The sequence below is a fragment of the Patulibacter sp. SYSU D01012 genome (assembly GCF_017916475.1).
Classification (GTDB): domain Bacteria; phylum Actinomycetota; class Thermoleophilia; order Solirubrobacterales; family Solirubrobacteraceae; genus Patulibacter.
Map to the genome: position 1 here is coordinate 315,557 of NZ_JAFMTB010000002.1, position 25,394 is coordinate 340,950.

The following is a 25,394-nucleotide window of genomic DNA, read 5'->3' on the forward strand; positions in this document are numbered from 1 at the left end:
CGTCGACGAGCGGGCGCCGGCAGGCTTCCGCCGTAAGCCGCGCGTGAGGGCGGGCTCAGGAAGCTTTCAGATTCCCGGGAGCGTCAGGCCGAGGTGCGCGAAGGCCCGCTGGGTGGCGATCCGCCCGCGCGGCGTGCGCTGGATCAGGCCCTGCTGCAGGAGGTAGGGCTCGTAGACGTCCTCGATCGTGTCGGCCTCCTCCCCCACGGCCGCCGCCAGCGTCGACAGGCCCACGGGCCCGCCGCCGAACATGCCGCAGATCGCGCCGAGGATCTCGCGGTCCAGCCGGTCGAGGCCGAGGGCGTCGACGCCCAGCAGGTCAAGCGCCTCGGCCGCCGCCGCGCCGGTGACCGTGCCGCCCGCGCGCACCTCGACGTAGTCGCGGACCCGGCGCAGCAGGCGGTTGGCCACGCGCGGCGTGCCGCGCGAGCGCACGGCGACGAGCCGCGCGCCCTCCTCCTCGACGTGCAGGCCGAGCAGCTCGGCGGAGCGGCGGACGATCGCCGCGAGCTCGTCCAGGCCGTAGGGCTCCAGGCGCTGCTGGAGCCCGAAGCGGTCGCGCAGCGGTCGCGAGAGCAGCCCGGCGCGGGTCGTGGCACCGACGAGGGTGAAGGCCGGCAGGTCGATCGTGACGACGCGGGCGCCGACGCCCTGGCCGATCGTGACCGGCAGCTGCCGGTCCTCCATCGCGGGGTAGAGCGTCTCCTCGAGCGCGCGGGGCAGCCGGTGGAGCTCGTCGACGAAGAAGATGCTGCCCGGCTCGAGCGCCGTCAGGAGCGCGGCGACGTCGGCCTTGCGCTCCAGGGACGGGCCGGCGGTCGGGACGAACGGCGCGCCCATCTCGTCGGCCAGGATGCGGGCGAGCGAGGTCTTCCCCAGGCCGGGCGGGCCGGCGAGCAGGACGTGGTCGAGCGCGTCGCCGCGGCCCTTCGCCGCCTCGACGGCGATCCGCAGCTGCTCGCGCACGTGCGTCTGGCCGACGAAGTCGTCGAACGCGCGCGGCCGGAGCGCCAGGTCCTCGCTGTCCTCCCCGCCCCACGGCTCGGGATCGGGCAGCCGGGCGCCCGCGTCGTGGGCCGGCGGCACGGCCGGGCCCTCGTCGGCGCCCGGGCTGCGGATGCCCTCGCCGAAGGGGCGCCCCAGGCGGCCCTCGTCGCTCACCGGCGCGACCTCCGCAACGCGTCGGCGATGATCGCCGCCGCCGTGTCGCCGTGGGCGACCGCGAGGAGCGCCTCGACCTCGTCGGGCGCCAGGCCCAGGCCGAGCAGGCCGTCGCGCGCTTCGTCGACCGCGGTGACCGCCACGGCGGTGCGGGCGGCGGCGCCCGTCCCGGTCGCCCCGAGCGACGCGTGGCCGGAGAGCTTCTCCTGCAGCTCCGAGACGATGCGCTCCGCCGTCCGCTTGCCGACGCCCGGCACCTGCTGCAGGCGCTTGGCGTCGCCGCGGGCGATGCTCGTCGCGACGTCGTCGGGCGGCCCGGACGAGAGCACGGCGAGCGCGAGCTTCGGCCCGACGGCCTGCACGGACAGCAGCAGGTGGAAGAGGTCGCGCTCGGGCTCGGAGCCGAAGCCGAAGAGCGTCATCGCGTCCTCGCGCACCGACAGGTGGCAGCGCAGCGTGACCTCGTCGCCCGCCGGCGGCAGCGCCGCGAGCGTCGTCCCGGAGCAGAACAGCTGGTAGCCGACCCCGCCGGGCGTGAGGAGGACGACGGAGTCGGCGCGGCGCTCGTGGACCGCGCCGCGCAGGAGCGCGATCACGCGGGCAGCGCCGACCGCAGCGGCGCGTGGTTGGCGTGGCAGATCGCCGCGGCGAGGGCGTCGGCCGCGTGATCGGGCCGGGGCGGCTCCGCGAGCCGCAGGAGGGTCTGGACCATGCGCTGCACCTGGGCCTTGTCGGCGCCGCCGCTCCCGCACACGGCGCCCTTGATCTGCTGCGGGGTGTAGTCCAGGCAGACGACGCCGCGCTGGGCCGCCGCGAGGAGCACGACCCCGCGGGCCTGTCCGACGACGAGCGCGCTCGACGTGTTGCGTCCGAAGTACAGGGACTCCATCGCCAGGGCCTCGGGGCGGAAGTGGTCGAGCAGGTCGCCGACGACGCCGTGGATGTGGCGCAGCCGCGCGGCCAGCTCCTCGCCCGCGGCCGTCGTGATGACGCCGCCGTCGAGGGCCACCATGCCGCCGCGGCGCCGCTGGACGACGCCGAAGCCGGTGTTGGCCAGGCCGGGATCGATGCCGAGGACGGTCACCACGCGCTCATTCTCCGTGGACCGCCGGACGCCTTCCCCGAACGCACGTTCCCGTCGGACGTCGGACGGACGGACGACCCGGGCGAGCGGGGTCGGACGCCGCGGGCGGCGCCCGACGGGGCGGGACGACTCAGCCGAAGACCCGCTCGAGGACCTCGTCCTCGACCTCGAAGTTCGCGTGGACCTCGGAGACGTCGTCGTTGTCGTCGAGCGCGTCCATGAGCTTCGCGAGCTTCGTGGCGCCCTCCTCGTCCAGCGCGGTGCGGACGGTCGGGCGGTACGCGACCTCGGCGCTCTCGTACGCGATCCCGGCCTCGTCGAGCGCGGCGCGGACGGCGGTGAGGGCCGCGGGCTCGGTGATGATCTCGAAGGTGCCCTCGTCCTCCTCGATGTCGTCGGCGCCGGCCTCGATGGCGACCATGAGCGAGTCCTCGTCGTGCTTCTCGCTGTCGACGACGACCACGCCCTTCTTGTCGAAGAGGTAGGCGACGGAGCCGGGCTCGCCCAGGCTGCCCCCGTGCTTGGAGAACATGTGCCGCACCTCGGACCCGGTGCGGTTGCGGTTGTCGGTCAGGGCCTCGACGAGCAGCGCGACGCCGCCGGGGCCGTAGCCCTCGTACATCACCGTCTCGAAGTTCGCGGCGTCCGCACCGGCGCCCGTGCCCTTGTCGATGGCGCGCTGGATGTTGTCCTTCGGCATGGACGCGTCCTTGGCCTTCTGGACGGCCAGCGCGAGGGCGGCGTTGCCGGCGATGTCGCCGCCGCCCTCCTTGGCGGCGACGGTGATGTGGCGCGCGAGCTTCGTGAAGAGCTTGCCGCGCCGGGCGTCGACGATCGCCTTCTTGTGCTTGATCCCTGCCCATTTGCTGTGCCCGGCCATGCGCGCAGGGTATCGAGCCGCCGCCCGCCCCCGGGGGGACGCTCGCGGCCGCCGCGGCCGCTCCCGCGCCCGCCGCGGTCAGACGGCGACGGCGTCGGGGTGCGCGCGGTACCAGGCGAGGGTGCGTCCGATGCCCTCCTCGAGCCCGACGCGCGGCGCCCAGCCCGTCGCCGTCCGGAGCTTCGTCGAGTCGACGTACTGGCGGTCGATCTCGCCCGACGGGACGCCCGCGCCGCGCACGTCGGGCGGCAGGTCGACGCCGGCCACGCGCAGGACCGTGCCGATGACCTCGCGGACGCTGTGGGGGGCGTCGCCGCCGGCGTTGAACGCCTCGCCGCGCGCCACCGGGGCGCCGGGGCGGCCCGCATCGGCGTCGAGCGCGTCGCAGATGGCCAGGTACGCGTCCGCCGCGTCCTCGGCGTAGAGGAAGTCGCGCTCGGGCGAGCCGTCCGAGCGGATCACGGGCGCCCGCCCGCGCAGGACCGCCGCCACCGCCTCGGGCAGCAGCCGCGAGCGGTTGAGGTCGCCGCCGCCGTAGACGTTCGCCAGCCGGGTGACCGCGACGGGCATCCCGTAGGTCGACCAGTAGGACCGGGCGATGAGGTCGGTGCACGCCTTCGAGACGTCGTACGGGAACGTCGGCCGCAGCGGCATGTCCTCGCGGTAGGGCAGCGCGGGCTGGGCGCCGTACGCCTTGTCCGAGGCGGCCACGACGACCCGCTCGACGCCCTGGGCGCGGCACGCCTCCATCAGCATCCAGGTGCCCCGGACGTTCGTCTCGAAGGTGCCCAGCGGCGACCGGTTGGCGACCCCGACGATGGTCTGCGCGGCGAGGTGCAGGACGGTGTCGCACTCGTGCTCGCCGATCGCGCGCTCGAGCAGCCCGGGCGCCGTCAGGTCGCCCTCGACCACGGCGCAGCGGTCCTCGAGCCCGTCGAGCGTCAGCATGGACGCGCGGACGCGGTCACGACGCAGGACGGTGACGGCGGCGCCCCGGTCCAGCAGCGCCCGCACGAGCCACGCCCCCAGCATCCCGTAGGCGCCGGTGACGAACACCGAGCGGCCCCGCATCCCCTCCCCGAAGACGGTCATCGGCGCGGATCCTCCCAGACGCCCGCGGGCGGGGCCGGGCGCCGCGCGGAGCCGTCAGTCCGCGGCGCCGCCGGCCGGCACGGGCGCCCACGGCGCGGCGCCCGCGTCCCACAGCGCGTTGAGGCGCAGCGCGTCCTTGTAGGTGTCCATGCACGCCCAGAAGCCGTCGTGGCGGTGGCTCTGCAGGCGGCCGGCCGCGGCGAGGCGCTCGAACGGCTCGCGCTCCAGGACGCAGTCCGCGTCGAGGACGTCGAAGACGTCGGGCTCCAGGCGCATGAACCCCGCGTTGATCCAGTGCGTCGTGCGCGGCTTCTCGCGGAAGCCCACGATCGCGCCGTCGGGCGCCAGGTCGGCCACGCCGAACGGCAGCTCGGGGCGCACGACGGTGATCGTCGCCGTGCGCCCGCCCGCCGCGTGGGCGGCCTCGAGCGCGTCCAGCCGGACGTCGGCGACGCCGTCGCCGTAGGTCAGGTGGAACGGCTCGCCGTCCAGGCGGTCGCGCAGGCGGTGCACGCGGCCGCCGGTCTCGGTGTCGGGGCCCGTGTCGACGCACGCGACCTCGACCCCGGCCGGCCAGGCGATGCCGGCGACGGCCTCGGCGACGAGGGGCGCGCGGTACCCCGTCGCCAACAGGAAGCGGCGGGCGCCCTGGGCGGCGTACAGCTCGACGACGTGCTGCAGGATCGGCCGGCCGCCGATCGGCGTGAGCGGCTTGGGCAGCTCGCGGCCCGCCCCCAGGCGGGTGCCGCGCCCGCCGCAGAGGACGACGACGGGCCGGTCGGGCGGTGCTCCTGCGCTCCCCACGGCCGGCAGTCTATGCGCGGGGCGCGCCGGCGACGGACCGCCCCGCGTGCGGGCGGCCCCGGCCCCGCGGGGCGCTACATCATGCGCTCGCCGGGCCGCACGAACTGGATCTCGGGGACGCAGCAGGCGGGCGAGGTGCGCAGGAGGAAGCGCACGGACTCGGCGATGTCCGCCGGGGTCATCATCGCGGTGGCGTCGACCTGCTCCTTGACGAAGTCGGTCATCGGCGTGTCGACGAAGCCCGGGCAGAGCGCCGTGCTCTTGATGCCCTCGGCGGAGAGCTCGCGGTGCATGGACTCCGTCCAGTTGACGACGCCGGCCTTCGTCGCGGCGTAGACCGACAGCCACGCCTCGCCGAACTTCGCCGTGATCGACGCCGTGTTGACCACGAGGGCGCCCTTGTGCTCGCGGCCCGCGGCGCGCAGCAGCTCGATGGCCTCGCGGTAGAAGAGCATCGTCGAGCGCAGGTTGACGCCGATCTGCAGGTCGACGTGCTTCGTCTTCAGCTCGCCGACGGGCGCGCCGATGCCGATGCCGGCGTTGTTGACGAGGACGTCGAGGCGGCCGTAGCGCTCGCGGTGCTCGGCGACGACGCGGCGGACCTCGTCCTCCTCCTGGAGGGCGGCGGCGACGTCGAGGACCTCGAACCCCTCGCCGCGCAGCTCCTCCGCCGCGGCGGCGAGCTTCTCGGGCCGGCGGGCCGCGAGCGTGAGGGCGTAGCCCTCCTGCCCGAGGACGCGGGCGATGGCCAGGCCGATGCCGCTGCTGGCTCCGGTGACGATGGCGGCGCGGGTGGTCATGTGGTGCTCTCTCCCTGGTCTGCTGGTTCGGTCGGGTCGGCGGGGGCGGTGAGGACGGCGTGCAGGAGGCGGCCGACGGGCACGTCGAGGCGCTCGAGCTCGCCGGTGCGGCCATCGGCCACGGCGTCGAGGATCAGCTCGGTCATTGCGCCGACGATCGCGGCGGCCGTCGTGGCGTCGAGCGGCCGCAGCTCGGGGTTCTCGCGGCGGACGTCGTCGACGATCTCGCGCAGGGCGTCCGCGGTGGCGCGGTGCATGCGCCGACGGAGGGCGAGCGCCTCGGGGCCCGCGGCCTGGATCTCCATCGTGAACGTGCGCGTGACGGCGGGGGCGTCGACGAGGACCGCCAGGTACGCCCGCAGCGCGGCGCGCAGGCGCTCCGGCCACGGCCCGTCGCCGGCGGCGCCCGCGCGCATCCGGCGCACCAGGCCGCGGTTGCCGCGCCGGTAGGACTCGAGGAAGCACGCGAGCTTGTCGTCGAAGTGCTCGTAGAACGTGCGCTTGGAGACGTGCGCCTCGCGCACGACGTCGGCGATCGTCGTGGCGGCGTAGCCCTTCTCGGCGACGACGGTGCCGATGGCGCGCAGCAGCCGACGGCGCTGGTCGTCCCCGCGGGAGCGGGCGGACGGCGGGGTGTCGGGCGGGGACGCGGGCACGGGGCGAGCGGGGGTGTTCGTGCGAACTGGTACCGCGTGGTACCGTCCGCGTCGACCCCGGCGGTACGCGACGGTACCAGTCGGGGATCCACGACGAGCGTCCCGAGGAGCACCCCGTGTCCGGTCCCACCGCCCCGCCCATCGACGGCATCGGCTTCAGCGTCCCCAGCGAGCTGCGCTGGGTCATCGACGAGGTGCGCGCGTTCGTGCGCGAGGACGCGATCCCGGCCGAGGCCGAGGTCGCCGACCCGAACGACATCGCGGCGTCCTGGCCCGTCGTCGAGCGCCTGCGCGACCGCGCCCGCGAGCGCGGCATCTTCTCGCCCAACCTGCCCGAGGAATGGGGCGGGCTGGGCATCGGCGTCGTCGGCACCGCGCTGATCTCGCAGGAGCTCGGCGTCAGCCCGCTCGCCTCGCTGGGCCTGAACGTCATGGCCCCGGACGAGGGCAACATGCACACGCTGATCCAGGCAGGCACGCCAGAGCAGCAGGAGCGCTGGCTGCGGCCGCTCGCGGAGGGCCGGATCCGCTCGTGCTTCGCGATGACCGAGCCCGACGTCGCCTCCTCGGACCCGACGAACCTGCAGACGACGGCCGTGCGCGATGGGGACGAGTGGGTCCTGAACGGCCGCAAGTGGTTCATCACGGGCGCGGAGGGCGCCGCCTTCTCCATCGTCGTCGCGAAGACGTCGGACGAGCCCGGCAAGGGCCACCGCAACTACTCGCTGATCCTCGTCCCGACCGACACGCCGGGCTGGGAGATCGTCCGCGATCCCGACATCATCGGCGCGCACTTCGTCGGCGGCCACCCCGAGATCCGGATGACCGACGTGCGGGTGCCCGCGGCGAACCTGCTCGGGGACGAGGGCGCCGGCTTCGTCATCGCGCAGCAGCGCCTGGCGATCGGCCGGCTGGCGCACGCGATGCGCTGGATCGGCGTGTCGCAGCGCGCGCTCGACCTGACGTCGGCGCGCCTGCAGGAGCGCGACGCGTTCGGCGTGCCGCTCGCCAAGCACCAGGCGCTGCAGTTCTTCATCGCCGACAGCGCGATCGACCTGTACGCGTCGCGGATGATGGTCCTCAACGCCGCCTGGAAGGTGCAGCACGACCTGCCGCACCGCCAGGAGATCGCGATGGTCAAGACGTTCGTCGCCGAGGCGTTCGGCCGGATCCTGGACCGCGCCGTGCAGATCTACGGCTCGCACGGCGTCTCCACGGCCGACTTCCCGATCGCGCAGTGGTACGCGGACTCGCGGGCCGCGCGGATCTACGACGGCGCGAGCGAGGTGCACCGGATGACGATCGCCCGCACGCTGCTCAAGCTCGCCCGCGAGGGCGGCTCGACGGCGTCGGGCTGCGGCGCGCTGGACTGACCCGGTCCGGCCGTCCGGCGACCGCCGTCCCCTCGGCGAACGGTGGTCGCCGCGCCGCGGCCGGCGGCGGCGCGCGGGAACGCCTTGGACACGACCGCGGCGCGCCGGGGCCCTAGGATGCGGAGCCACATGACGGTCCCCGCTGAGATCTTCAAGGCCTACGACATCCGCGGCATCGCCGGGGAGCAGATCGACGCCGACGCCGCCCACCGCATCGGCCGCGCGTTCGCGCGCGTCATCGCGAAGCTGGCCGGCAAGGACGTGGCCGACGTCAGCGTGGCCGTCGGGCGCGACATGCGGCTCTCCGCGCCCGAGCTGCTCGCGGCCTACCGCGACGGCATCGTGCTCGAGGGCGCGACGGTCCTGGACCTCGGGCAGGTCGGCACCGAGATGCTCTACTGGACCGTCGGCTCGCGCGGGCTGGACGGCGGCCTGATGTGCACCGCCTCGCACAACCCGAAGGCGTACACGGGCGCGAAGCTCGTCGAGAAGGGCGCCCTGGCGCTGTCCGGCGACCGCGGCATCGGCGAGATCCGCGACCTCGTCCTCGGCGATCTCGGCGACCCCGCGTCGAGCACCCCCGGCACCGTCACCCACGAGGACGTCTACGACGCGTTCCAGCAGGCCGCGCTCGAGTTCATCGACCCGGCGAAGATCAAGCCGCTGAAGGTCGTCGTCGACGGCGGCAACGGCATGGCCGGCCCGATGGTCGGCCCGATCCTGCGCCACCTCGGGCTCGACGTCGTCGAGACGTACTGGACGCCGAACGGCGAGTTCCCCGACCACGAGCCCAACCCGCTCCTGCCCGAGAACCGCGAGTTCATCATCGACAAGGTGCGCGAGACCGGCGCCGACCTGGGCATCGCGTGGGACGGCGACGCGGACCGCTGCTTCTTCATCGACGACGAGGGCCGGTTCGTCGACGGGGACTTCCTCACCGCGCTGCTCGCCGAGGCGCTGCTCGAGAAGCAGCCCGGGTCGACGATCCTCTACGACTGCCGCGCCTCGCGCGCCGTCGCCGACACCGTCGAGGCCGCCGGCGGCACCGCGCTGATCAACCGCGTGGGCCACGCGTTCTTCAAGAGCCGCATGCCGAAGGAGGGCGCGATCTTCGGCGGCGAGGTCTCGGGCCACTACTACTTCGAGAGGTTCTCCAACGCCGACTCGGGCACGCTGCCCGCGCTGCTGATCCTGGAGCTGCTCTCGGAGTCCGGCAAGCGGCTGTCCGAGCTCGTCGGCCGCTTCCACCAGAAGTACTTCATCTCGGGCGAGATCAACTCGACCGTCGAGGACGCCGACGCGAAGATGGCCGAGATCGAGGAGCGCTACGGCGCGACGGACGCGACCATCACCCACGTCGACGGCGTGTCGGTGGACTACGAGGACTGGCACTTCAACGTGCGCAAGTCCAACACCGAGCCGCTGCTGCGCCTGTGCCTGGAGTCCCTGGTGTCCGTGGAGGACATGGAGCGCCGGCGCGACGAGGTCCTCGGCCTGATCCGGGGCTGATCACGCTCTCCCCCGCTCCCGGGCCCGGCCACCCCGCGGCGGCCGCGCTCGGGATCCATCCCATCCCGCTCCCCACGCCGTTCCCGGTGGGCCCGGTGACGGCGTGGCTGCTGCTGGGCGACCCGCTGACCCTCGTCGACGCGGGGCCCGCCAGCGCCGCCGCGCTCGTCGCGCTCGAGGACGGCCTGGCCGCCCACGGCCTGCGCGTCGCCGACCTGGAGCGCGTCGCGTTCACCCACGAGCACGCCGACCACGTGGGCCTGGGCAGCGTCGTCGCGGCCCGCTCGGGCGCGGAGACCGTCGCGATCGACGCGCTTGCCGGGCGCCTGGCCGACCCGCACGGCCACGGCGAGCGCGAGACGGCGTTCCTCGTGTCCGTCCTGGTCCGCCACGGGGTGCCGCGCGACCTGGCGGTCGCGCTGTCGGGGCCGCAGCGCCAGCAACGCGCGTGGGCCGGCGAGCCGCTTGCCGTCGACCACGCCCTGCCCTCGGGCGGAACCGTCGCGCTGGGCGGCCGCACGTGGGAGCTCGTGCTGCGCCCCGGGCACTCCCAGACCGACACGCTCTACGTCGATCGCGCCGACGGCATCGTGCTGGGCGGCGACCACCTGCTCGCCCGGGTGTCGTCCAACCCCCTGATGGCGTGCGCGCCGACGCGGCTGGCGCCCGGCGCCGGCCCCGACCCCGGCGCTGACGACCGGGTGGCGTCGCTGCCGGGGTACGTCGCCGGGCTGCGGGCGACGGCGGCCGAGGCGCCCGCGGTGGTCCTGGGCGGGCACGGCGCGGCGGTCGACGACGCGCCGGCGCTCGTCGCGGAGCGCCTGCGGGGGCACGAGCGGCGCTGGCGGCGGGTCGCGGGGCTGCTGGCCCCGGAGGGCTCGACGGCGTTCGCGGTGGCGCGCGAGATGTGGGGCGACACCGCGCTGCGGCAGCCGCTGCTCTGCGTGTCCGAGGTGCTCGGGCACCTGGACCTGCTCGCGCGCGAGGGCGGCGCGATCGCGCGCCGGGACGGCGAGGTCGAGCGCTGGACGGCCGTCGGCTGACGGCCGCCCCGGCCGCGCGTCGTCGGATCGCGCCGCGCGGCGCGGGACGCGCGCGGCCCTCGGCGGGCACGCGCGGGCCCGCGGGCTACTTCAGGCGGTAGGCGCGGATGCGGTCCGCGCGGGCGCCGTCGTTCGCGTAGACGCCCTGCGCCATCGCCTGCAGCAGCGAGAGCAGCGCGACGTGCGAGCGCACGAAGGACGGGGAGTTGCTCGAGTAGAAGAGGCTGTGCTGCGCGAGCTTCGCGGCGTCGGAGAGCGTCGCGTCGGTGATGGCGATCGTCGACGCGCGGCGGTGCCGGGCGAGCTGGAGCGAGCGGACGACGAGGGGGTGCGCGCGGCCGGCGGTGATGCCGACGAGCACCGCGTTCTCGTCCAGGCGCGCCAGACGGGCCCGGCCCTCCTGGGCGTGGCTGGCCACGATGTCCGTCGGGATCCCGAGCAGCATGAGCAGGTGGCGGAAGTACGTGCCGAAGTACGCCACCTGGTCGGCCGCGACGATGATCACGCGGTCGGCCTTCGAGATCTCGGCGACCGCCGCGTCGAGCGTGCTGCGGGAGAGCCGGCGGGCGGTCTCCTCGACGGCCAGGTGGTCGGCGGCGATCGACGCCTCGCCCGGGCTCTGGTCCAGCCCGAAGAGCGGCTCGGCGTCGCCGCCGCCGGTCGCGGCGCCGCGGGCCTCGACGCGCCGGCGGTACTCGTCGCGGGCGGCGTCCTGCAGGTCGGGGAAGCCGTGGAAGCCGAGCGCCTGGCTGAAGCGGACCACCGTCGAGCTCGAGGTGTTCGCGCGCCGCGCGAGCTCCTCGGCCGTCTGGAAGGCCACCTCGTCCAGGTGGTCGACGATGTACTGCGCGACGTCCTTCTGCGACCGGGAGAACTCGTCGAAGCGCGACTGGATGTACTCCGTGAGCGTCTGGTGGTCGACGATGGGCGCGAGTGCAGTCGTGGAAGAGGAGGCCGTGCGCTTCATGGGCGGTGAGGTGTTCGTCCCCGTGCCGCGCGTTCCTTCCCGCGAGTCTCGCCATCTCGTCCACGACGCCCCCGGGCCGGGCGCTCTGGCACCCTTCCGCGTGGCGCCCCGCGGCGCCCCGGGCCGATAGCTCAACGGTTAGAGCCGCGAACTCATAATTCGTCCGATCCGGGTTCGAATCCCGGTCGGCCCACTCGTCGCGAGGCCCTGCACCCGCCGGACAACCGTTTCGCACGCGCCGCTCCGAGGTCTGCCGTGGGAGGGCCGCGCGGCAACAGGGTGCCAACGCACGCTCCGCCGATGCGGTCGGGTCGGTGTCGTCGGACCGGCGCGGGTCGTACCGATGCGGCGGGCCGGCGTCTCGGACGCCGTCGAGCTTCCGAGACCACGAGCCGACGTCTTCCCGACTCGTCGTCCGCGTGCGGGGGACGACCTGCAGCCTCTTCTCGCATGGCCGTCCGTTCTAGCGGGCTCAAGGAGGACGAGGCGTACGCCGTTAGGTAATGGGTGACTCTTCCACGCACGCTCACAGCGGTTCTCGTCGCCGGCGGCCTCGCGGCCGGTTCGGCAGTGATGCCTCTCCCGCCCGCAGATGCCGCCCCGGCGCCCTGCGCCAAGCAGGCGAGCGCCATCGCCATCGCCAAGAAGCAGCTCAAGAAGGCGAAGACGACGAAGGCCCGGACCGCGGCAAAGAAGCGGCTGTCGAAGGCCCGTGCCGCGAAGAAGAAGTGCGACGCGGGCCTGCGGGGGCCGAGCGCTCCGGCACCGACAACTGCCCCTGCCCCCGCGCCCGCGCCCGCGCCGCCCGTGCCCGCGCCCGCCGCGGCGCCCGCCCCGGCGCCCGCTCCCGCCCCCCAGGTGCCTCTGTCCGTCACCCCCGGGACGATCCGAATCACCGACGCCTTCACCGTCACCACGGCGGCGCGTGCCGCAGCCCCTGCTGGCTACCACTACCGCATCTACGTGTCGCAGCTGCGCTCGTCGAGCTCCTCGACGTGCGCGCGCTTCGTGGTCCGCGACCTCGACGGGTCCGGTGCCGCCTGGTCGGCGGCCTTCACGCCGCGTGACGCGTCGCTTCCGATCGGCGGCTCGACGATCTGGTGCGGCGGCGCGTGGTTCGCGAGCCTCGCGCTCATCTCGGACACCGCACCGTCGGGCGACATCGGGCAGCTCATCGAGAACGTCGACTTCACGGTCTCGTTCTAGGCGATCACGTTCCCGGCGTCGGCGGTACACCGACGCCGGCTAGCCCGCTAGGCGCGCCGTGGGGCCGGGACGGGGTCGCGGCGTCGGGTTCGTCTCGGTTGCGCCGTGCCGCCTCGCTACGCGGTCAACCGCGCAGCGCAGCGCGCCTAGCCGACGCGCCGGGCGCCCCGTCGGCCGGCCCCGCGGTGTCGCCGACCAGGCCCAGCCGCACGCCGGCGTCCGCGTCCGCCATCGCGGCCTCGTACTCGGCCACGGAGCGCAGCGGGCGCATCCACGCCGGCAGCCGGTGCCGCAGCCGCGGGCGACGGCGCGCCGGCACGGGCGCGGCCTCGGGCGGCGCGACGCGCGGCCGGGCGGCGACGAGGCGCCGGTGGTCGGCGATCGCCGCGGCGAGCGGCAGCTCCTCGTCCCCCGCGCGCTCGGCCGCGATCGACGCGACGAGGTGCCGCTCCAGGATCCGCAGCTCGCGCGGCGTCGCGGGGCGCGATCCCCGCTTGGGGGCCCGGGTGAAGCGGTCCCAGGTGCGGGCGAAGGCCAGGAAGCTCGTCCGGCCGCCGTGGCGGTGCGCCGCGAGCATCGGGCAGACGCCCCCGCGGCGGTCGGTGTACGCGCCGACGATGATCGTCTCGGCGCGCACGCCCTCGAGCATCGCCTCGCGGGTGGGCAGCGGCAGCCCGTCGACGGCGCGGCGAAGGTCCTGGATGACGGTGCGGCGGCGGGGCATGGCGGCGATCGGGTCGGGGCCCGCGCGCTCCCGTAGAGTGCGCGGCGGCGACGCCGACCCACGGTAGGAGTCGTCCGGAGGAGAAGCAACGGCCCACCGCCGCTGAACGGGAGATTGCAGATGAAGCTCGGCATCCAACTCGGCTACTGGGGCCTCGGCCTGACCGCCCAGGACCAGCTCGACATCGTCCAGGAGGCCGAGCGGCTCGGCTACGACTCCGTCTTCGCGGCGGAGGCGTACGGCTCGGACGCCGTGACGATCCTCGGCTGGATCGCGGGCCAGACGGAGAAGATCCGCATCGGCTCGGCGATCATGCAGATCCCGGCGCGCACCCCGGCCATGACGGCGATGACCGCGGCCACCCTGGACAACCTCTCCGGCGGCCGCTTCATCCTCGGCCTCGGTACCTCCGGCCCGCAGGTGGCGGAGGGCTGGCACGGCCAGCGGTTCGGCAGGCAGCTCAAGCGCACGCGGGAGTACGTCGAGGTCGTCCGCAAGGCGCTGGCCCGCGAGCGCCTGGAGTACCACGGCGAGACGATCGACCTGCCGCTGCCCGACGGCCCCGGCAAGGCGCTGAAGCTGACGATCGCCCCCGTCCAGGAGCAGATCCCGGTCTACATCGCCGCGATCGGCCCGAACAACACCCGCCTGGTCGGCGAGATCGGCGACGGGCTGCTGCCGATGATGTTCTCGCCCGAGCACGCCGACGTCGCGCTCGGCTCGCTGTGGGAGGGCATCGAGAAGGCCGGCCGCCGCCGCGAGGACGTCGCGGTGTGCCCGAGCACCAACTTCCACATCGGCGACGACCCCGACGGGTCCGCCGAGGGCATGATGCGCGGCGCCGCGGCGCTGTACATCGGCGGCATGGGCTCGCGCGAGAAGAACTTCTACAACGCGGCGGTGTCGCGCTACGGGTTCCAGGACGCCGCGAAGGAGATCCAGGATCTCTTCCTCGAGGGCAAGAAGCTCGAGGCGATGGGCGCGATCCCGCACGAGCTGCTCGACGCCATCAACCTCGTCGGCACCCGCGAGCACGTGACGGAGCGCCTGCGCGCGTACGAGGCGGCCGGCGTCGACACGCTCATCGTCACCCCGGCGACGACCACTCGCGACGGGCGCATCGCCCAGCTGCGCGAGCTCGCCGCCGCCGCCGAGGCGGTGTGAGCCGCTTCCTCCTCGGCGCCTTCGGCGACCCCGGCCACGCGTTCCCGATCCTCTCCCTCGGCCGGCACCTGGCCGGCCGGGGGCACGAGGTGTGGGTGCAGACGTGGGACCGCTGGCGCGGCGACGTGGAGGCCGGCGGCATGCGCTTCGCCGCGGCGCCGGAGTACAAGACCTTCCCGCAGCGCGGCGAGGCGCCGCTGAAGCCGTACGAGGCGGTGCGCCGCGCGGCGCTCGACACCGTGCCGCTCGTCGCCGACGTGCGGCCGGACGCGGTCGTGCACGACATCCTGACGCTCGGTCCGGCGCTGGCGGGCGAGCGGGCCGGGGTGCCGGTCGCGACGCTGATCCCCCACATCGACCCGCGGACCGAGCGCGGCTGGCCCCCGTTCTCGTCCGGCGCGCGGCCGCCGCGCACCGGTGCGGGGCGGCGGCTGTGGGAGCGGATCGGCACGCTCGTCGACCGCTCGCTGGACCTGGGGCAGCGCGAGCTCGACGACGTGCGCGCCGAGGTCGGCCTGCCGCCCGTCGGGCGCCACCACGGCGGGATCAGCGCCGACCTGGCGCTCGTCGGGTCCGTCCCGCAGCTCGCCTACCCGCGGACGGTGCCGCTGCCGAGCACGCACGTCGTCGGCCCGTTCGTCTGGGAGCCACCGGCCGAGCCGGTCCCGCTGCCGCCCGGCGACGCGCCGCTCGTCGTCGTCGCCCCCTCGACGGTGCAGGATCCCGACGGGTCGCTCGTGGCGGCCGCGCTCGCGGGCCTGGCCGACGCGCCCGTGCGCGTCCTCGCCGCCCGCAACCGCACCTCCCCGACCTCGCCGGCCGCGACGCGCGCGCTCGACGTCCCCGCGAACGCCCTCCTCGTGCCCTGGATGTCGTACTCGCAGGTGATGCCCGCCGCGGACGTCGTCGTCTGCCACGCCGGCCACGGCACCCTGCTGCGCGCCCTCGGCGCCGGACGCCCCGTGGTGGCCGTGCCGGCGGCCGGCGACATGTTCGAGAACGCCGCCCGGCTGGCGTGGTCGGGCGCCGGTCTGCGGCTGCCGCGCCGGCTCGTCACGCCGCGGACGCTGCGGGCCGCCGTCCTGACCGCCGTGCACGACCCGTCGTACGCGGCGCGCGCCCGCGAGATCGCCGCCTGGGTCGCGCGCGGCGACGGCGCCGCGCGGTCCGCGCCGCTGCTCGAGACGTTCGCGCGCTGACCCCGCGGCGGGCCGCCGGATCGCCTCGAAGCGGACGGATCTCCGTCTCAAGGCCCTCCGAGGACGCCTCCGTCGCGAAGATGCCGTACCATCCGCGAAGCGCGTTCCGGGGTAGCTCAATGGCAGAGCATTCGACTGTTAATCGAAGGGTTGTGGGTTCGAGTCCCACCCCCGGAGCCTGAACCGAAGCCCAGTCGTCGACTGGGCTTTCGTCGTTCTCGGGCCGCCCCGCCCGAGCGGCGTGCGCCGGCGCGTGCGGCGCGGCCGCGGCGGGTACGGTGGGCGCCATGAGCACCCGCAAGCTGACGTTCCGCTGGTCCCTCTCCCCCGACCCGACGTCGGACGACGCCGCCGCCTCCACCGAGTCGGCGACCTGGGCCTACGAGCGCATCACGACGTTCGTCTCCGACCTGACCGAGCAGGCGTCCGACCACGGGTGGGAGCTGACCGTCGAGCAGGGCGTCGACCTGGACGACGGCCCCGCCCGGCGCTAGCTGCGCGCGCCGCGCCGCGGGCTCTTCAGCAGCTCGCCCACGCCGCGGTCGATCCGGCGCTGCAGCTCGATGCGGCGCAGCGCCAGGTCGTGGGGCGACGCGACGCCCGGCACCGGCCGCCCCGACCGCTGGGCCTCGACGAGCACGCCGAGCTCGAGCCGCAGGCCGGCCAGCTCGGCGGCGGCGCACGACGGGTGCTGGATGCGCCCGGCCATCCGGCCGACGAGGTCGAGCACCAGGCGCGAGGAGTCGTCCGGCGGCGCCGGCGCCCGCTCCGCCGCCAGGCCGTCCCGCAGCGCCCGCGCCGCCGCCCGGTGGGCGTCGCCCGCCATCAGCGTCGCCAGGCGCTCGTCCGTCAGCAGCGGCGCGGCCTCGGGGCCGGCCGCCCAGCACTCCGCCAGGAACGACAGCTCGGCGCGCGCGACGTCCTCCATCCCGCCCGCGCCGGGGACGACGACGGGTGCCGCGGCCGGCGGCGCGGACGGCGCCGAGCGGGCCCAGCCGCCGCCGGCCGGACGCCCGGGGCCGGCACCGCCCGCCGGTCCGCCACCCTGGCGTCCGCCGCCGCGACCCGGCCCGGCGGTGCGACCGCCCGCGGCGCGCGGCGCGGTCGGCGCCGGGGCCGCGGTCGGGCCGTGGTCGACGAGCGAGCCCAGGACGGTGGCGTCCAGGCGCAGGCGCCCCGCCGCCTCGGCCATCAGCTCCATCCGCAGCACCCCGGGCGGCAGACCCGCGAAGACGGGCCGCAGCTCGGCGATCGCCCGGTCCTTGCCCTCGGCGTGGCTCAGGTCGGCCTCGTCGAGGACGTGCCGCACGTGGAAGCGGCCGAAGGCCATCGGGTCGGCGAACGCGTGCCGGATGGCGTCCGTGCCGCGCTTGACCAGCAGGTCGGCCGGGTCCATCCCGTCGCTCAGGAGGACGACGCGCAGCTCCAGCCCGCTGCCCTTCGCGAGCTCGGCGGCGCGGAGCATCGCGCCGCGGCCGGCGCGGTCGCTGTCCAACGCCAGCACGACGGTCGGGGCCAGCTGGCCCAGGCCGCGCACCTGGTCGGGCGTGAGCGCCGTGCCCATCAGGCCGACCGCGTTCGTCAGGCCCGCCTGGTGCAGCGCGATCACGTCGGTGTAGCCCTCGCACAGGATCACCTGGCCGGTGCGGGCGGCCTCCTTGCGCGCCAGGTGCGCCGCGAACAGGTGACGCCCCTTGTGGTAGACCGGGCCGTCGGAGGAGTTGACGTACTTCGGCTTCTGGTCCGCGCCGATCGCGCGGGCGCCGAAGCCCAGGATCCGGCCGCGGCGGTCCGCCAGCGGGAACGTGATGCGCCGACGGAAGCGGTCGTACAGCCGCCCGGACTCCGCCCCGGAGCGCTTGTCGCGGGCCCGCATGACGACGCCCGCGGCGACCATCTCGTCCTCGGTGTACCCGGCGTGCCGCGACCCGACGAGCACCCGGTCCCACGCGCTGGGCGCGTAGCCGACGCGGAACGCGCGCAGCAGCTCGGGATCCAGGCCGCGGCGGCGCAGCTCGTCGCGCGCGACCTGGGCCTCGGACGCGTCCCACAGCTGGCGCTCGAAGAAGCGGTTCGTGCGGTCGAGCAGCTCGAGCAGCCGCTTCTCGCGCCGCTTGCGCTCGGCCGCCTGCGGATCCTCCTCGCGGTCGCGCAGCTCGATGCCGGCGCGGTCCGCCAGCAGCTGCACGGCCTCGGGGAAGTCGACGCCCTCCGTCAGCTCGACGAAGCGGATCAGGTCGCCGCCCTCGCCGCAGCCGAAGCAGTGGAAGAGCTTGTCGTCGACGTTGACCGAGAAGCTGGGCGTTCGCTCGTCGTGGAACGGGCAGAGCCCCATCATCCGGCCGACGCCGGCGCGCCGCAGCTCGGTGCGCTGCTCGACGAGGGCGACGAAGTCCGTCGCGTCCTTGACGCGCTCGACGTCCTCGTCGGCGAAGCGGGCGATGGCCGGTCCTCCCTCCCCTACCCCGCGTGCACGCGCGGCACGACGAGGTCGGCGTAGGCGCGCAGGGCGTAGCGGTCGGTCATGCCCGCGACCCAGTCCGTCGCGCGCTGCAGGGCGTCGGCGTCGGGATCCGGCTCGCGCTGCACGTGGTACTGGTCCCAGCCGCCGTCGGCGATCGCGAGCGGCAGCCGGGCGACGCCGTCCCCCTGCTCCTGCTCGGCACTGGCGGTCTCGAGGTGGTGCTCGAAGAGCGTGCGCACCAGCTCGTGGGCCTTGCGGTGCTCCGCCTCGGCCGCCGGCGCCAGGTAGACGTGCTCGAACATCCAGGTGCGCAGGGCGTCCATCGCCTCGCCGGCCTCGCCCCCCTGGCGGATGTCGCCGGCCTCGCGGGACGTCGCGACGAGGTCGCCGACGAGCCGGTCGATGCGCCGCGACGGCGTGGCCCCGAGCACCGAGATCGGCCCGGCGGGCAGGTCGGCCTCGCGCAGCACGCCGGCGCGGATCGCGTCGTCGATGTCGTGGTTGAGGTACGCGATGCGGTCGACGATCCGGACGATCCGGCCCTCGAGGGTGGCCGGCATCGGGGAGCGGCCCGAGTGCCCGGCGACGCCGTCGACGACGTTCCCGCACAGGTTGAGCGCCCGGCCGCCGCGCTCGCGGACGGCGCTCGGCGCGTCCTCGAGCACCGTGATGATCCGGACGGAGTGCTCCCAGTGGCGGAAGCCGCGGCCGTGCGGGCGCAGGCAGGCGTCGAGCGCCTCCTCGCCGATGTGCCCGAACGGCGCGTGGCCCAGGTCGTGCGCCAGGCCGATCGCCTCGACGAGGTCCTCGTTCAGGTCGAGGGCCCGCGCGACCGTGCGGGCGATGCCCGTGACCTCGAGCGTGTGCGTCAGGCGGGTGCGGTAGTGGTCGCCCTCGGGCGCCAGGAAGACCTGCGTCTTGTGCTTCAGGCGCCGGAACGCCTTCGAGTGGACGACGCGGTCCCGGTCGCGCTGCAGCGGCGTGCGGAGCGGGTCGTCGGGCTCGTCCACCGCGCGCCGGGGCGGCCAGGTGCGCGCCGCGCGCGGGTCGAGGAACGCGTCCTCGAACGCGCGCCGCCGCGCGTGGGGCTCCCCGGAGGTGGCGGTCTGCGGCACGACGCTCATCCGCTCCCGATTCTGGCACCCGCGGCGGGCGTCCCGCGGTGCGCGGGGACGCGCGGCGCCCACGGGGTCATGCGGCGTCGCGGGCACGCAGGTCGACGCCCAGGTGGTGGTGCGCGAGCGCCTCGATCGCGCGGTGCACCTGGCGGGCCGGCCGCTCGCCGAGGTCGGGCGCGTCGGCCAGCGGGGCGCCGAGCGCCGCGACCATGAACGCCAGGGCGGCCGGCTCGACCGTCGGCGCGTCGCCCTGGCAGCTGGCGCAGACCACGCCGCCCTGGGCCGCGTCGAACCCGACGAGGTCCTCGGCGCGGCCGCAGCGCACGCACGAGCCCAGGGCCGGCTGCAGCCCGAGCGCGTAGAGGAGCTTCAGCCGGAAGGCCAGCTGCAGCCCCTCCGTCGCCCGCTCCGGGCGGGCGTCGAGCACCGCGAGCAGGGTGCGCAGCAGGCCGTGGACGCGCTCCGACGGCTCGTCGGGCACGCACGTGCGGTCGACGACGTGGCACGCGCGCTGAGCGTGGGTGAGCGCCGCATGGCTCGTCAGGATCCGGTGGTGGACGACGACGGTGTCCGCCCCGACCACGGTCATCAGGTCGCTGCGCCCGCGCAGCAGCTCGACCCGGACGACCGCGAGCGGCTCCAGGCGGCCGCCGAGCTTGCTCTTCGGCCGCCGCGCGCCGCGGGCGATCGCGCCGATCCGGCCCAGCTCGGGCGTGATGGCGTGCAGGATCCGGTCGGCCTCGCCGTAGCGCATCGACCGCAGCACCACGGCCTCCGTGCTCACTCGCGTTCCGGCCACCGCCTAACTATACTTTGTGAAGTCATGAGTTCGATCACGGTCTACACCACGAACGCCTGCCCCTTCTGCGTCCGCGCGAAGGCCCTCCTCGACGCCCGCGGCCTGGACTACGAGGAGATCAACCTGGGCCGCGACCCCGAGACCCGCGCCGAGCTGGCGCAGAAGACGGGGATGATGACCTTCCCGCAGATCCTCATCGACGAGCAGCTCGTCGGCGGCTTCGACGAGCTCTCCGCCGCGGACAAGTCCGGCCGCCTGGCCGAGATGGTCGGCGCCTAGCGCGCCACCGTCCGCCCCGCCCGCCGGACGCGCGGGCGGGTCTGGCAGCGGTCGCAGGAGTACGTCCCGCGGCCGGCCACCGTCCGCTTGACCACCGCCGCGCCGCACTCCGGGCACGGCTCGCCGGCCCGCCGGTGCACGCGGAAGTCGAGCTGGAACCAGCCCTCGAACCCGTCGACGTGGCGGAAGTCGTCGATCGTCGCGCCCCCGGACGCCAGGCCGTCGTTCAGCGCCCGCTTGACCCCGGCGGCGAGCGCGTCGCACTGCCGCCGCGTCAGCTGCGCCCCCGGACGGAGCGGGTGGATCCGGGCGTGGAAGAGCGCCTCGTCCGCGTAGATGTTGCCCACGCCCGCGACGACCGTCTGGTCGAGCAGCAGCGCCTTGATCGGCGCGCGGCGGCCGACCACCGCGGCGTGCAGCGCCGCGCCGTCGAACGCGTCGCCGAGCGGCTCGGGCCCCAGGCGCGCGTCCAGGTGCGCGTCCGCGTCCCCGTCGGCGGCGAACCAGCGGCCCGTGCCGAACCGGCGCGGGTCGCAGAAGCGCACGACCGTCCCGTCGTCGAGCGTCAACACGACGCGCTGGTACGGGACGTCGGGCGACGCGCCGACGAGCAGCGTCCCCGTCATCCGCAGGTGCAGCAGCAGCGTGCCGCCGTCCGTCCGCCACACGAGGTGCTTGCCGCGCCGCTCGAGGCGCGTGATCGTGCGGCCGGCCAGCGCCTCCTCCGTCGCCTCGGCGTCGTCGGGGACGCACCAGCGCGGATCGAGGATCCGCACGCGGTCCAGGCGGCGACCCTCGAGGTGCGGCGCGAGCTGGCGGGTGACGGTCTCGACCTCGGGCAGCTCGGGCATCCCCTCCGACGTTAGGGCACGAAGGAGCGGCCCGGCAGCGGTCCCGGCGACGCGCCCGTCAGCCACGCCAGGGCGGACGCGCCGACGTCCGCCAGCGTCCCGTCGCGACGCCCGCTCAGCGGCCGCCCGTCGGGTCCGCGGACGTGCGCCAGGAGCGGCGCGTACTCCCGGGTGTGGAACGGGTGCGGCGCCGCCGGGTCGACGCCGTGGTCGGCCGTCAGGACGAGCAGGTCGTCGGGGCCCAGCCGCGGCAGCCAGCCCCCGACCGCGGCGTCGATGGCCCGGAGCGCCCCGTGGAACCCGGCGGTGTCCTTCCGGTGCCCGAAGCGGTCGTCCGTCTCGACGAGATTGACGAACGCCAGCCCGCGGTCCATGCCGTCCAGGAGCGTCTCCGTGGCGGCGAGCGCCTCGGCGTTCGTCGTCGCCGGGTGGACGACGTCGAACCCGCGGCCCGCGAAGACGTCGACGACCTTGCCGACGCCGTGCACCGGGACGCCGCGGTCCTGCAGCGCGTCGAGGTACGACTGGGCCGGCGGGGCCATCGCGACGTCCTTGCGGCCCGGGATGCGGACGAACGCGCCGGGCTCGCCGACGAACGGCCGGGCGATGATCCGCGCCGGACGACGGTCGGCCGGCAGCGCCGCGTGCAGGCGCACGGCCAGGTCGTGCAGCGCCGGGACCGGCCAGTGCCGCTCGTGCGCGGCGAGCTGCAGGACGGAGTCGACGGCCGAGGTGTAGAGGATCGGGTGACCGGTGCGCAGGTGCTCCGCCCCCCAGGTCGCCAGCGCGTCGAGCCCGTCGCTCGTGGCGCCGGAGAGCAGCGGCGTGCCGGCGAGCTCGCCCATCGCGCGGCGCTCGTCCTCCCCCACCCCGGCCGGCCACGTCGGCAGCGCGCCCGGCGCCGCGACGCCCATCAGGCCCCAGTGCCCGACGATGGAGTCCTTGCCGGGGCCGAGGGCGTCGAGGCGGCCGTGGATCGCGGGCCGGGCGGCGGGCGGCACGCCGGCGATCGGAGCGATGGCGCCCAGCCCGAGCCCGCCGAGCGCCGGCAGGTCGAGCCCGCCGACGAGCTGCGCGAGGTGCCCGAGGGTGTCGGCGCCCTCGTCCCCGTAGTCGCCGGCGTCCGGCAGCGCCCCCACGCCGCAGGCGTCGAGGACGAGGACGAACGCCCGGCGGGGCACGGCGCTAGGCGTGGCGCGCGCGGGGGTGCGCGTCGCGGTAGACGTCCTGCAGCCGCTGCGCCGACAGGTGCGTGTACATCTGCGTCGTGGCGATGTCCGCGTGGCCGAGCATCTCCTGCAGCGTACGCAGGTCGCAGCCGCCCGCGAGCAGGTGGGTCGCGAAGGAGTGCCGCAGCGTGTGCGGGCTCATCCGGTCCTCGAGCCCGGCGCTCTTCGCGTGGCGCTGGACGATCTTGTACAGGCCCTGCCGGCTCAGGCGGCCGCCGCGGGCGTTGACGAACAGCGCGCGCTCCACGCCGCCGCCGACGAGCTCGCCGCGGGCGTCGCGGACGTAGCGGGTGACCGCGTCGATCGCCCGGCGGCCGATCGGCACCATGCGCTCCTTGCTGCCCTTGCCGCGGGCGCGGAGCATGGCGTCCTGCAGGTCGACGTCGCCGACGTCCAGGCCCGTCGCCTCGCTCGCGCGCAGGCCGCAGGCGTACATGAGCTCGAGGATCGCGCGGTCCCGCAGCACGATCGGGTCGACGTGACCGTCGCGGCCGGGCATCGCCAGCAGCTTGGCGACCTCGGCCCGCGTCAGGACCTTCGGCAGCTGCTCGCGCTTGCGCGGGCCGCGCACGTCGGTGGTCGGGTCGGCCTCGAGCAGCCCCTCGCGGCGCACGTGGCGGTAGAAGCTGCGCAGGCACGCCGCCTTGCGCTGGATCGTCGCCGCGGCCGCGGGCCGGCGCTCCGAGCCGTCGGCGTTCGTGCCGCCGGCCGCCAGGCCGTCGAGGAACGCCGTGATGTCGTCGCCGGTCGCCTGCAGCGGCTCGACGCCCCGCTCGGCGAGGAAGGCGGCGTACTGCGCCAGGTCCGAGCGGTACGCGTCGAGGGTGTTGCGGGACAGGCCGCGCTCGAACTCCAGGTACGCCAGGAAGTCGAGGACGAGCCCGGCGGTGCGGGACGGAGCGGTCGCGGCGGGTGGCTGCATGGACGTGGGGCGGATTGCGCCCGGGCGCGGCGGTCCCTGCGCGGTGCAACGGGGCGTGCGCCGCCTGCAAGGCGCGGTGCGCGGTCACGGGACGTTCACGGCGCGGTCACCGCGCGGCGACATGGCGAGCGGGGACGCGCCATAGCGTCGGCCCCCGCGACGGCGGCGTCCCGGCCGCCGACGCGCTTCCCCCGAACACCACAGGAGCTCGCTTGCTGTCCCCACGTCTGTCGGCCGCCGTCGCGGCCGCCGTCCTCGCCGGTCTCGGCGCGGCCGTCCCCACCGCCGCCCCCGCGGCCGACGTCCCCGCCGGCGACGTCGTGCTGTCCGAGAGCTTCTCGGGCGACGCGCTGCCCGCCGGGTGGACGCCCGTCGCCGGCGACTGGAAGGTGCAGGACGGTCGCCTCGTCGGCACGAGCGGCGCCGACCTGGGCCGGATCACCTTCGGCCCGCACCTGCGCGACTACCGGATCGAGGCGACCGTCCGGTTCGAGGCGGTGAAGAACGCCGGCCGCTGGACGGCGCTCGCCCTCGACATGCCGGCCGCCGGCACCCCGCCGTGGTCGCAGGCCGCGCTGCGCTCGCAGTCGTCCGCGACGAACGGCACGGAGTTCGCCCGCCGCACCGCCGACAACCAGTGGGTCGTCCCGAACACGGCCCCCGCGCCGACCGACGCCGGCGTCGGCAAGGACGTCAAGGTCGCGATCGAGGTCCACGGCAACGAGGCCACGTGGTTCTTCGACGGCAAGGAGACGCAGCGCACGAAGACGCTGCAGCGCAGCGACGACGGAGGGCTCGGGCTCGTGCTCACGGACGCCACGGTCTCGTACGACGACATCCGCGTCACCCGGCTCGCGCGGCCGTCGCTCGTCCTGCCCAACGACGAGAAGACCGTCCCGCGCGTCGTCGCGCACCGCGGCTACTCGGCGATCGCCCCGGAGAACACGATCCCGGCGATGGTGCTGGGCGACAAGGCCGGCGCGGACTGGGTCGAGATCGACGTCGACTCCAGCAAGGACGGCGTCACGTACGTGCTGCACGACGACACGGTCGACCGCACCACCGACGGCACCGGGCGCGTCCGCGACCTGGACTCCAGCGTCCTGGACGCCCTGGACGCGGGGTCGTGGTTCTCCCCCGCGTTCGCGGGCACGACGCTGCCGCGGCACACGGCGCTGCTGCAGGCCGTGAAGGGCGGCTCGGCGCAGCTGCTGCTCGAGGTGAAGGGCACGCAGACGAAGGACGAGGTCGCGCGGTACATCCAGGAGGTGCGCGACGCCGGCATGTTCGACCGGACGATCCTGCAGAGCTTCAACCTGACGACGCTCGAGTACGCCCGCGAGATCGCCCCGGACCTGCCGATCGCGATCCTGCGCAGCACCCTGGACGCCGACCCCGTCGCGCTGGCGAAGCAGTACGGCGCCGTGGCGTACAACCCCAGCTGGGGCGCCATCAAGGACCGCCCGGACGCCATCGCGGCGCTGAACGCCGCGGGCGTGGCGGTCATGCCGTACACCGTGGACGACGCGACGTCGTGGTCCGCCATGCGCGCCGCGGGCGTCGACGCGATCATCACCAACCGCGCGGGCGAGCTGGCCGGCTGGAACGCCCGCTACCTGCAGGCCCCGGGCGGCACCCCCACCGAGCCCGGCACCGGCGTGCCCGGACCGCAGGGTCCCGAGGGCCCGAAGGGCGACCCGGAGACGCAGGGCGAGAAGGGCGAGAAGGGCGACCGCGGCGAGCAGGGCCTGGCCGGCGTCGCCGGGCCGGCCGGCGCGGCCGGCCCCGCCGGCGTCGCCGGGCCCAAGGGCGAGCGCGGCGAGCGGGGGCGCGACGCCCGCGTGACCTGCCGCGTCGTCGGTGCGCGCCGGACGCGGATCCGCTGCGCCGTCCAGGGCGTCAGCCGGTCGGCCTCGATCCGCCTGACCCGCGGGGGCCGCACGTACGCGCGCGGCACCGCCCGCCGGCTGCGGGCGACGCGGCGCCTGACGCGCGGCGTCTACACGCTGCGCTCCGAGGGCCTGACGGTCCGCGTGCGCGTCCGCTGATCGAGGCGGGACGGGTGGGCGG

General features: G+C 75.5%; 25 protein-coding genes and 2 tRNA genes. 11 read left to right on the forward strand and 16 right to left on the reverse strand.

The genetic code is table 11. The features are described 5' to 3' along the window. Nucleotides 1-66 precede the first annotated feature (66 nt). The 8 genes from ruvB to J3P29_RS19875 form a co-directional block, all read right to left on the reverse strand. On the reverse strand, nucleotides 67-1,056 hold the full coding sequence (ruvB, locus tag J3P29_RS10915) for a Holliday junction branch migration DNA helicase RuvB (RefSeq protein WP_349239863.1): 990 nt from the start codon (nucleotides 1,054-1,056) through the stop codon (nucleotides 67-69). Nucleotides 1,057-1,157: 101 nt separating this feature from the next. Next, on the reverse strand, nucleotides 1,158-1,757 hold the full coding sequence (gene ruvA / locus J3P29_RS10920) for a Holliday junction branch migration protein RuvA (protein WP_210493404.1): 600 nt from the start codon (nucleotides 1,755-1,757) through the stop codon (nucleotides 1,158-1,160). Next, nucleotides 1,754-2,248: a crossover junction endodeoxyribonuclease RuvC gene (gene ruvC / locus J3P29_RS10925; protein ID WP_349239823.1), complete on the reverse strand. Its 495-nt coding sequence runs from the start codon at nucleotides 2,246-2,248 to the stop codon at nucleotides 1,754-1,756. Before ruvC ends, ruvA begins: the two co-directional genes overlap by 4 nt. Nucleotides 2,249-2,375: 127 nt before the next feature. Next, nucleotides 2,376-3,125: a YebC/PmpR family DNA-binding transcriptional regulator gene (locus J3P29_RS10930; protein ID WP_210493405.1), complete on the reverse strand. Its 750-nt coding sequence runs from the start codon at nucleotides 3,123-3,125 to the stop codon at nucleotides 2,376-2,378. Between the two features lie 78 nt (nucleotides 3,126-3,203). Next, nucleotides 3,204-4,217 (reverse strand): NAD-dependent epimerase/dehydratase family protein, encoded by a 1,014-nt coding sequence (locus J3P29_RS10935; protein ID WP_210493406.1) that lies wholly within the window; start codon nucleotides 4,215-4,217, stop codon nucleotides 3,204-3,206. Nucleotides 4,218-4,271: 54 nt separating this feature from the next. Next, complete coding sequence (locus J3P29_RS10940) at nucleotides 4,272-5,021, reverse strand: sugar phosphate nucleotidyltransferase (RefSeq protein WP_210493407.1); 750 nt, start codon at nucleotides 5,019-5,021, stop codon at nucleotides 4,272-4,274. Nucleotides 5,022-5,095: 74 nt separating this feature from the next. After that, on the reverse strand, nucleotides 5,096-5,821 hold the full coding sequence (locus J3P29_RS10945; protein ID WP_210493408.1) for an SDR family oxidoreductase: 726 nt from the start codon (nucleotides 5,819-5,821) through the stop codon (nucleotides 5,096-5,098). Further along, the gene (locus J3P29_RS19875; protein WP_210493409.1) at nucleotides 5,818-6,477 is read right to left on the reverse strand and encodes a TetR/AcrR family transcriptional regulator; all 660 of its coding nucleotides are present in this window, start codon (nucleotides 6,475-6,477) and stop codon (nucleotides 5,818-5,820) included. The genes J3P29_RS10945 and J3P29_RS19875 overlap by 4 nt, the downstream gene beginning before the upstream one ends. Before the next feature lie 116 nt (nucleotides 6,478-6,593). Between J3P29_RS19875 and J3P29_RS10955 the strand changes: the two genes are divergently transcribed. From J3P29_RS10955 to J3P29_RS10965, 3 genes are all read left to right on the forward strand, one after another. Beyond that, nucleotides 6,594-7,850: an acyl-CoA dehydrogenase family protein gene (locus J3P29_RS10955; RefSeq protein WP_210493410.1), complete on the forward strand. Its 1,257-nt coding sequence runs from the start codon at nucleotides 6,594-6,596 to the stop codon at nucleotides 7,848-7,850. 129 nt (nucleotides 7,851-7,979) lie between these two features. After that, nucleotides 7,980-9,359, forward strand: coding sequence for a phosphomannomutase/phosphoglucomutase (locus J3P29_RS10960; protein ID WP_210493411.1), 1,380 nt, complete (start codon nucleotides 7,980-7,982; stop codon nucleotides 9,357-9,359). A gap of 86 nt (nucleotides 9,360-9,445) precedes the next feature. Next, nucleotides 9,446-10,402, forward strand: a complete 957-nt coding sequence (locus J3P29_RS10965) for an MBL fold metallo-hydrolase (protein WP_210493412.1) — start codon at nucleotides 9,446-9,448, stop codon at nucleotides 10,400-10,402. Nucleotides 10,403-10,487: 85 nt separating this feature from the next. Here the strand turns inward: J3P29_RS10965 and J3P29_RS10970 are convergent, their stop codons facing one another. Then, nucleotides 10,488-11,369 (reverse strand): MurR/RpiR family transcriptional regulator, encoded by an 882-nt coding sequence (locus J3P29_RS10970; RefSeq protein ID WP_210493413.1) that lies wholly within the window; start codon nucleotides 11,367-11,369, stop codon nucleotides 10,488-10,490. A 120-nt stretch (nucleotides 11,370-11,489) separates the two neighbouring features. On the opposite strand from J3P29_RS10970, the gene J3P29_RS10975 reads away from it, so the two are divergent. Further along, nucleotides 11,490-11,562: transfer RNA gene (locus tag J3P29_RS10975), tRNA-Ile, on the forward strand. Between the two features lie 380 nt (nucleotides 11,563-11,942). Next, nucleotides 11,943-12,575 carry a hypothetical protein gene (locus J3P29_RS10980; RefSeq protein ID WP_210493415.1) on the forward strand — a complete coding sequence of 211 codons (633 nt, stop codon included), beginning with the start codon at nucleotides 11,943-11,945 and terminating at the stop codon, nucleotides 12,573-12,575. 124 nt (nucleotides 12,576-12,699) lie between these two features. On the opposite strand, the gene J3P29_RS10985 is transcribed toward J3P29_RS10980, so the two are convergent. Further along, nucleotides 12,700-13,299, reverse strand: a complete 600-nt coding sequence (locus J3P29_RS10985; RefSeq protein WP_210493416.1) for a hypothetical protein — start codon at nucleotides 13,297-13,299, stop codon at nucleotides 12,700-12,702. Nucleotides 13,300-13,419: 120 nt separating this feature from the next. Here J3P29_RS10985 and J3P29_RS10990 point away from each other — a divergent pair, with 120 nt between their 5' ends. From J3P29_RS10990 to J3P29_RS11005, 4 genes are all read left to right on the forward strand, one after another. Beyond that, on the forward strand, nucleotides 13,420-14,463 hold the full coding sequence (locus tag J3P29_RS10990; protein ID WP_210493417.1) for an LLM class F420-dependent oxidoreductase: 1,044 nt from the start codon (nucleotides 13,420-13,422) through the stop codon (nucleotides 14,461-14,463). Further along, nucleotides 14,460-15,662, forward strand: coding sequence for a nucleotide disphospho-sugar-binding domain-containing protein (locus J3P29_RS10995; protein WP_210493418.1), 1,203 nt, complete (start codon nucleotides 14,460-14,462; stop codon nucleotides 15,660-15,662). The genes J3P29_RS10990 and J3P29_RS10995 overlap by 4 nt, the downstream gene beginning before the upstream one ends. 105 nt (nucleotides 15,663-15,767) lie before the next feature. Then, nucleotides 15,768-15,839: transfer RNA gene (locus J3P29_RS11000), tRNA-Asn, on the forward strand. A gap of 110 nt (nucleotides 15,840-15,949) precedes the next feature. After that, nucleotides 15,950-16,156 (forward strand): hypothetical protein, encoded by a 207-nt coding sequence (locus J3P29_RS11005; RefSeq protein WP_210493419.1) that lies wholly within the window; start codon nucleotides 15,950-15,952, stop codon nucleotides 16,154-16,156. On the opposite strand, the gene dnaG is transcribed toward J3P29_RS11005, so the two are convergent. The 3 genes from dnaG to recO all read right to left on the reverse strand — a co-directional run bounded on the left by dnaG (nucleotide 16,153) and on the right by recO (nucleotide 20,043). Beyond that, complete coding sequence (dnaG, locus tag J3P29_RS11010) at nucleotides 16,153-18,201, reverse strand: DNA primase (RefSeq protein ID WP_246852022.1); 2,049 nt, start codon at nucleotides 18,199-18,201, stop codon at nucleotides 16,153-16,155. The genes J3P29_RS11005 and dnaG overlap by 4 nt on opposite strands. Next, complete coding sequence (gene dgt / locus J3P29_RS11015; protein WP_210493420.1) at nucleotides 18,123-19,250, reverse strand: dGTP triphosphohydrolase; 1,128 nt, start codon at nucleotides 19,248-19,250, stop codon at nucleotides 18,123-18,125. The genes dnaG and dgt overlap by 79 nt, the downstream gene beginning before the upstream one ends. Before the next feature lie 67 nt (nucleotides 19,251-19,317). Next, the gene (gene recO, locus J3P29_RS11020) at nucleotides 19,318-20,043 is read right to left on the reverse strand and encodes a DNA repair protein RecO (protein ID WP_210493421.1); all 726 of its coding nucleotides are present in this window, start codon (nucleotides 20,041-20,043) and stop codon (nucleotides 19,318-19,320) included. A 24-nt stretch (nucleotides 20,044-20,067) separates the two neighbouring features. On the opposite strand from recO, the gene grxC reads away from it, so the two are divergent. Next, nucleotides 20,068-20,322: a glutaredoxin 3 gene (gene grxC, locus J3P29_RS11025; RefSeq protein WP_210493423.1), complete on the forward strand. Its 255-nt coding sequence runs from the start codon at nucleotides 20,068-20,070 to the stop codon at nucleotides 20,320-20,322. Here grxC and mutM read toward each other — a convergent pair. Genes mutM through xerD form a run of 3 tightly spaced genes read right to left on the reverse strand, consistent with a single transcriptional unit; the run spans nucleotide 20,319 to nucleotide 23,324 of the window. Next, the gene (mutM, locus tag J3P29_RS11030; protein ID WP_210493424.1) at nucleotides 20,319-21,173 is read right to left on the reverse strand and encodes a bifunctional DNA-formamidopyrimidine glycosylase/DNA-(apurinic or apyrimidinic site) lyase; all 855 of its coding nucleotides are present in this window, start codon (nucleotides 21,171-21,173) and stop codon (nucleotides 20,319-20,321) included. The genes grxC and mutM overlap by 4 nt on opposite strands. 11 nt (nucleotides 21,174-21,184) lie before the next feature. Continuing rightward, on the reverse strand, nucleotides 21,185-22,354 hold the full coding sequence (locus J3P29_RS11035; protein WP_210493425.1) for a phosphopentomutase: 1,170 nt from the start codon (nucleotides 22,352-22,354) through the stop codon (nucleotides 21,185-21,187). Nucleotides 22,355-22,358: 4 nt separating this feature from the next. Continuing rightward, entirely contained in the window at nucleotides 22,359-23,324 is a 966-nt protein-coding gene (gene xerD, locus J3P29_RS11040) for a site-specific tyrosine recombinase XerD (RefSeq protein WP_210493427.1), read from the reverse strand. A 212-nt stretch (nucleotides 23,325-23,536) separates the two neighbouring features. Between xerD and J3P29_RS11045 the strand changes: the two genes are divergently transcribed. Beyond that, nucleotides 23,537-25,372, forward strand: a complete 1,836-nt coding sequence (locus J3P29_RS11045; RefSeq protein WP_246851903.1) for a glycerophosphodiester phosphodiesterase family protein — start codon at nucleotides 23,537-23,539, stop codon at nucleotides 25,370-25,372. Nucleotides 25,373-25,394 lie beyond the last annotated feature (22 nt).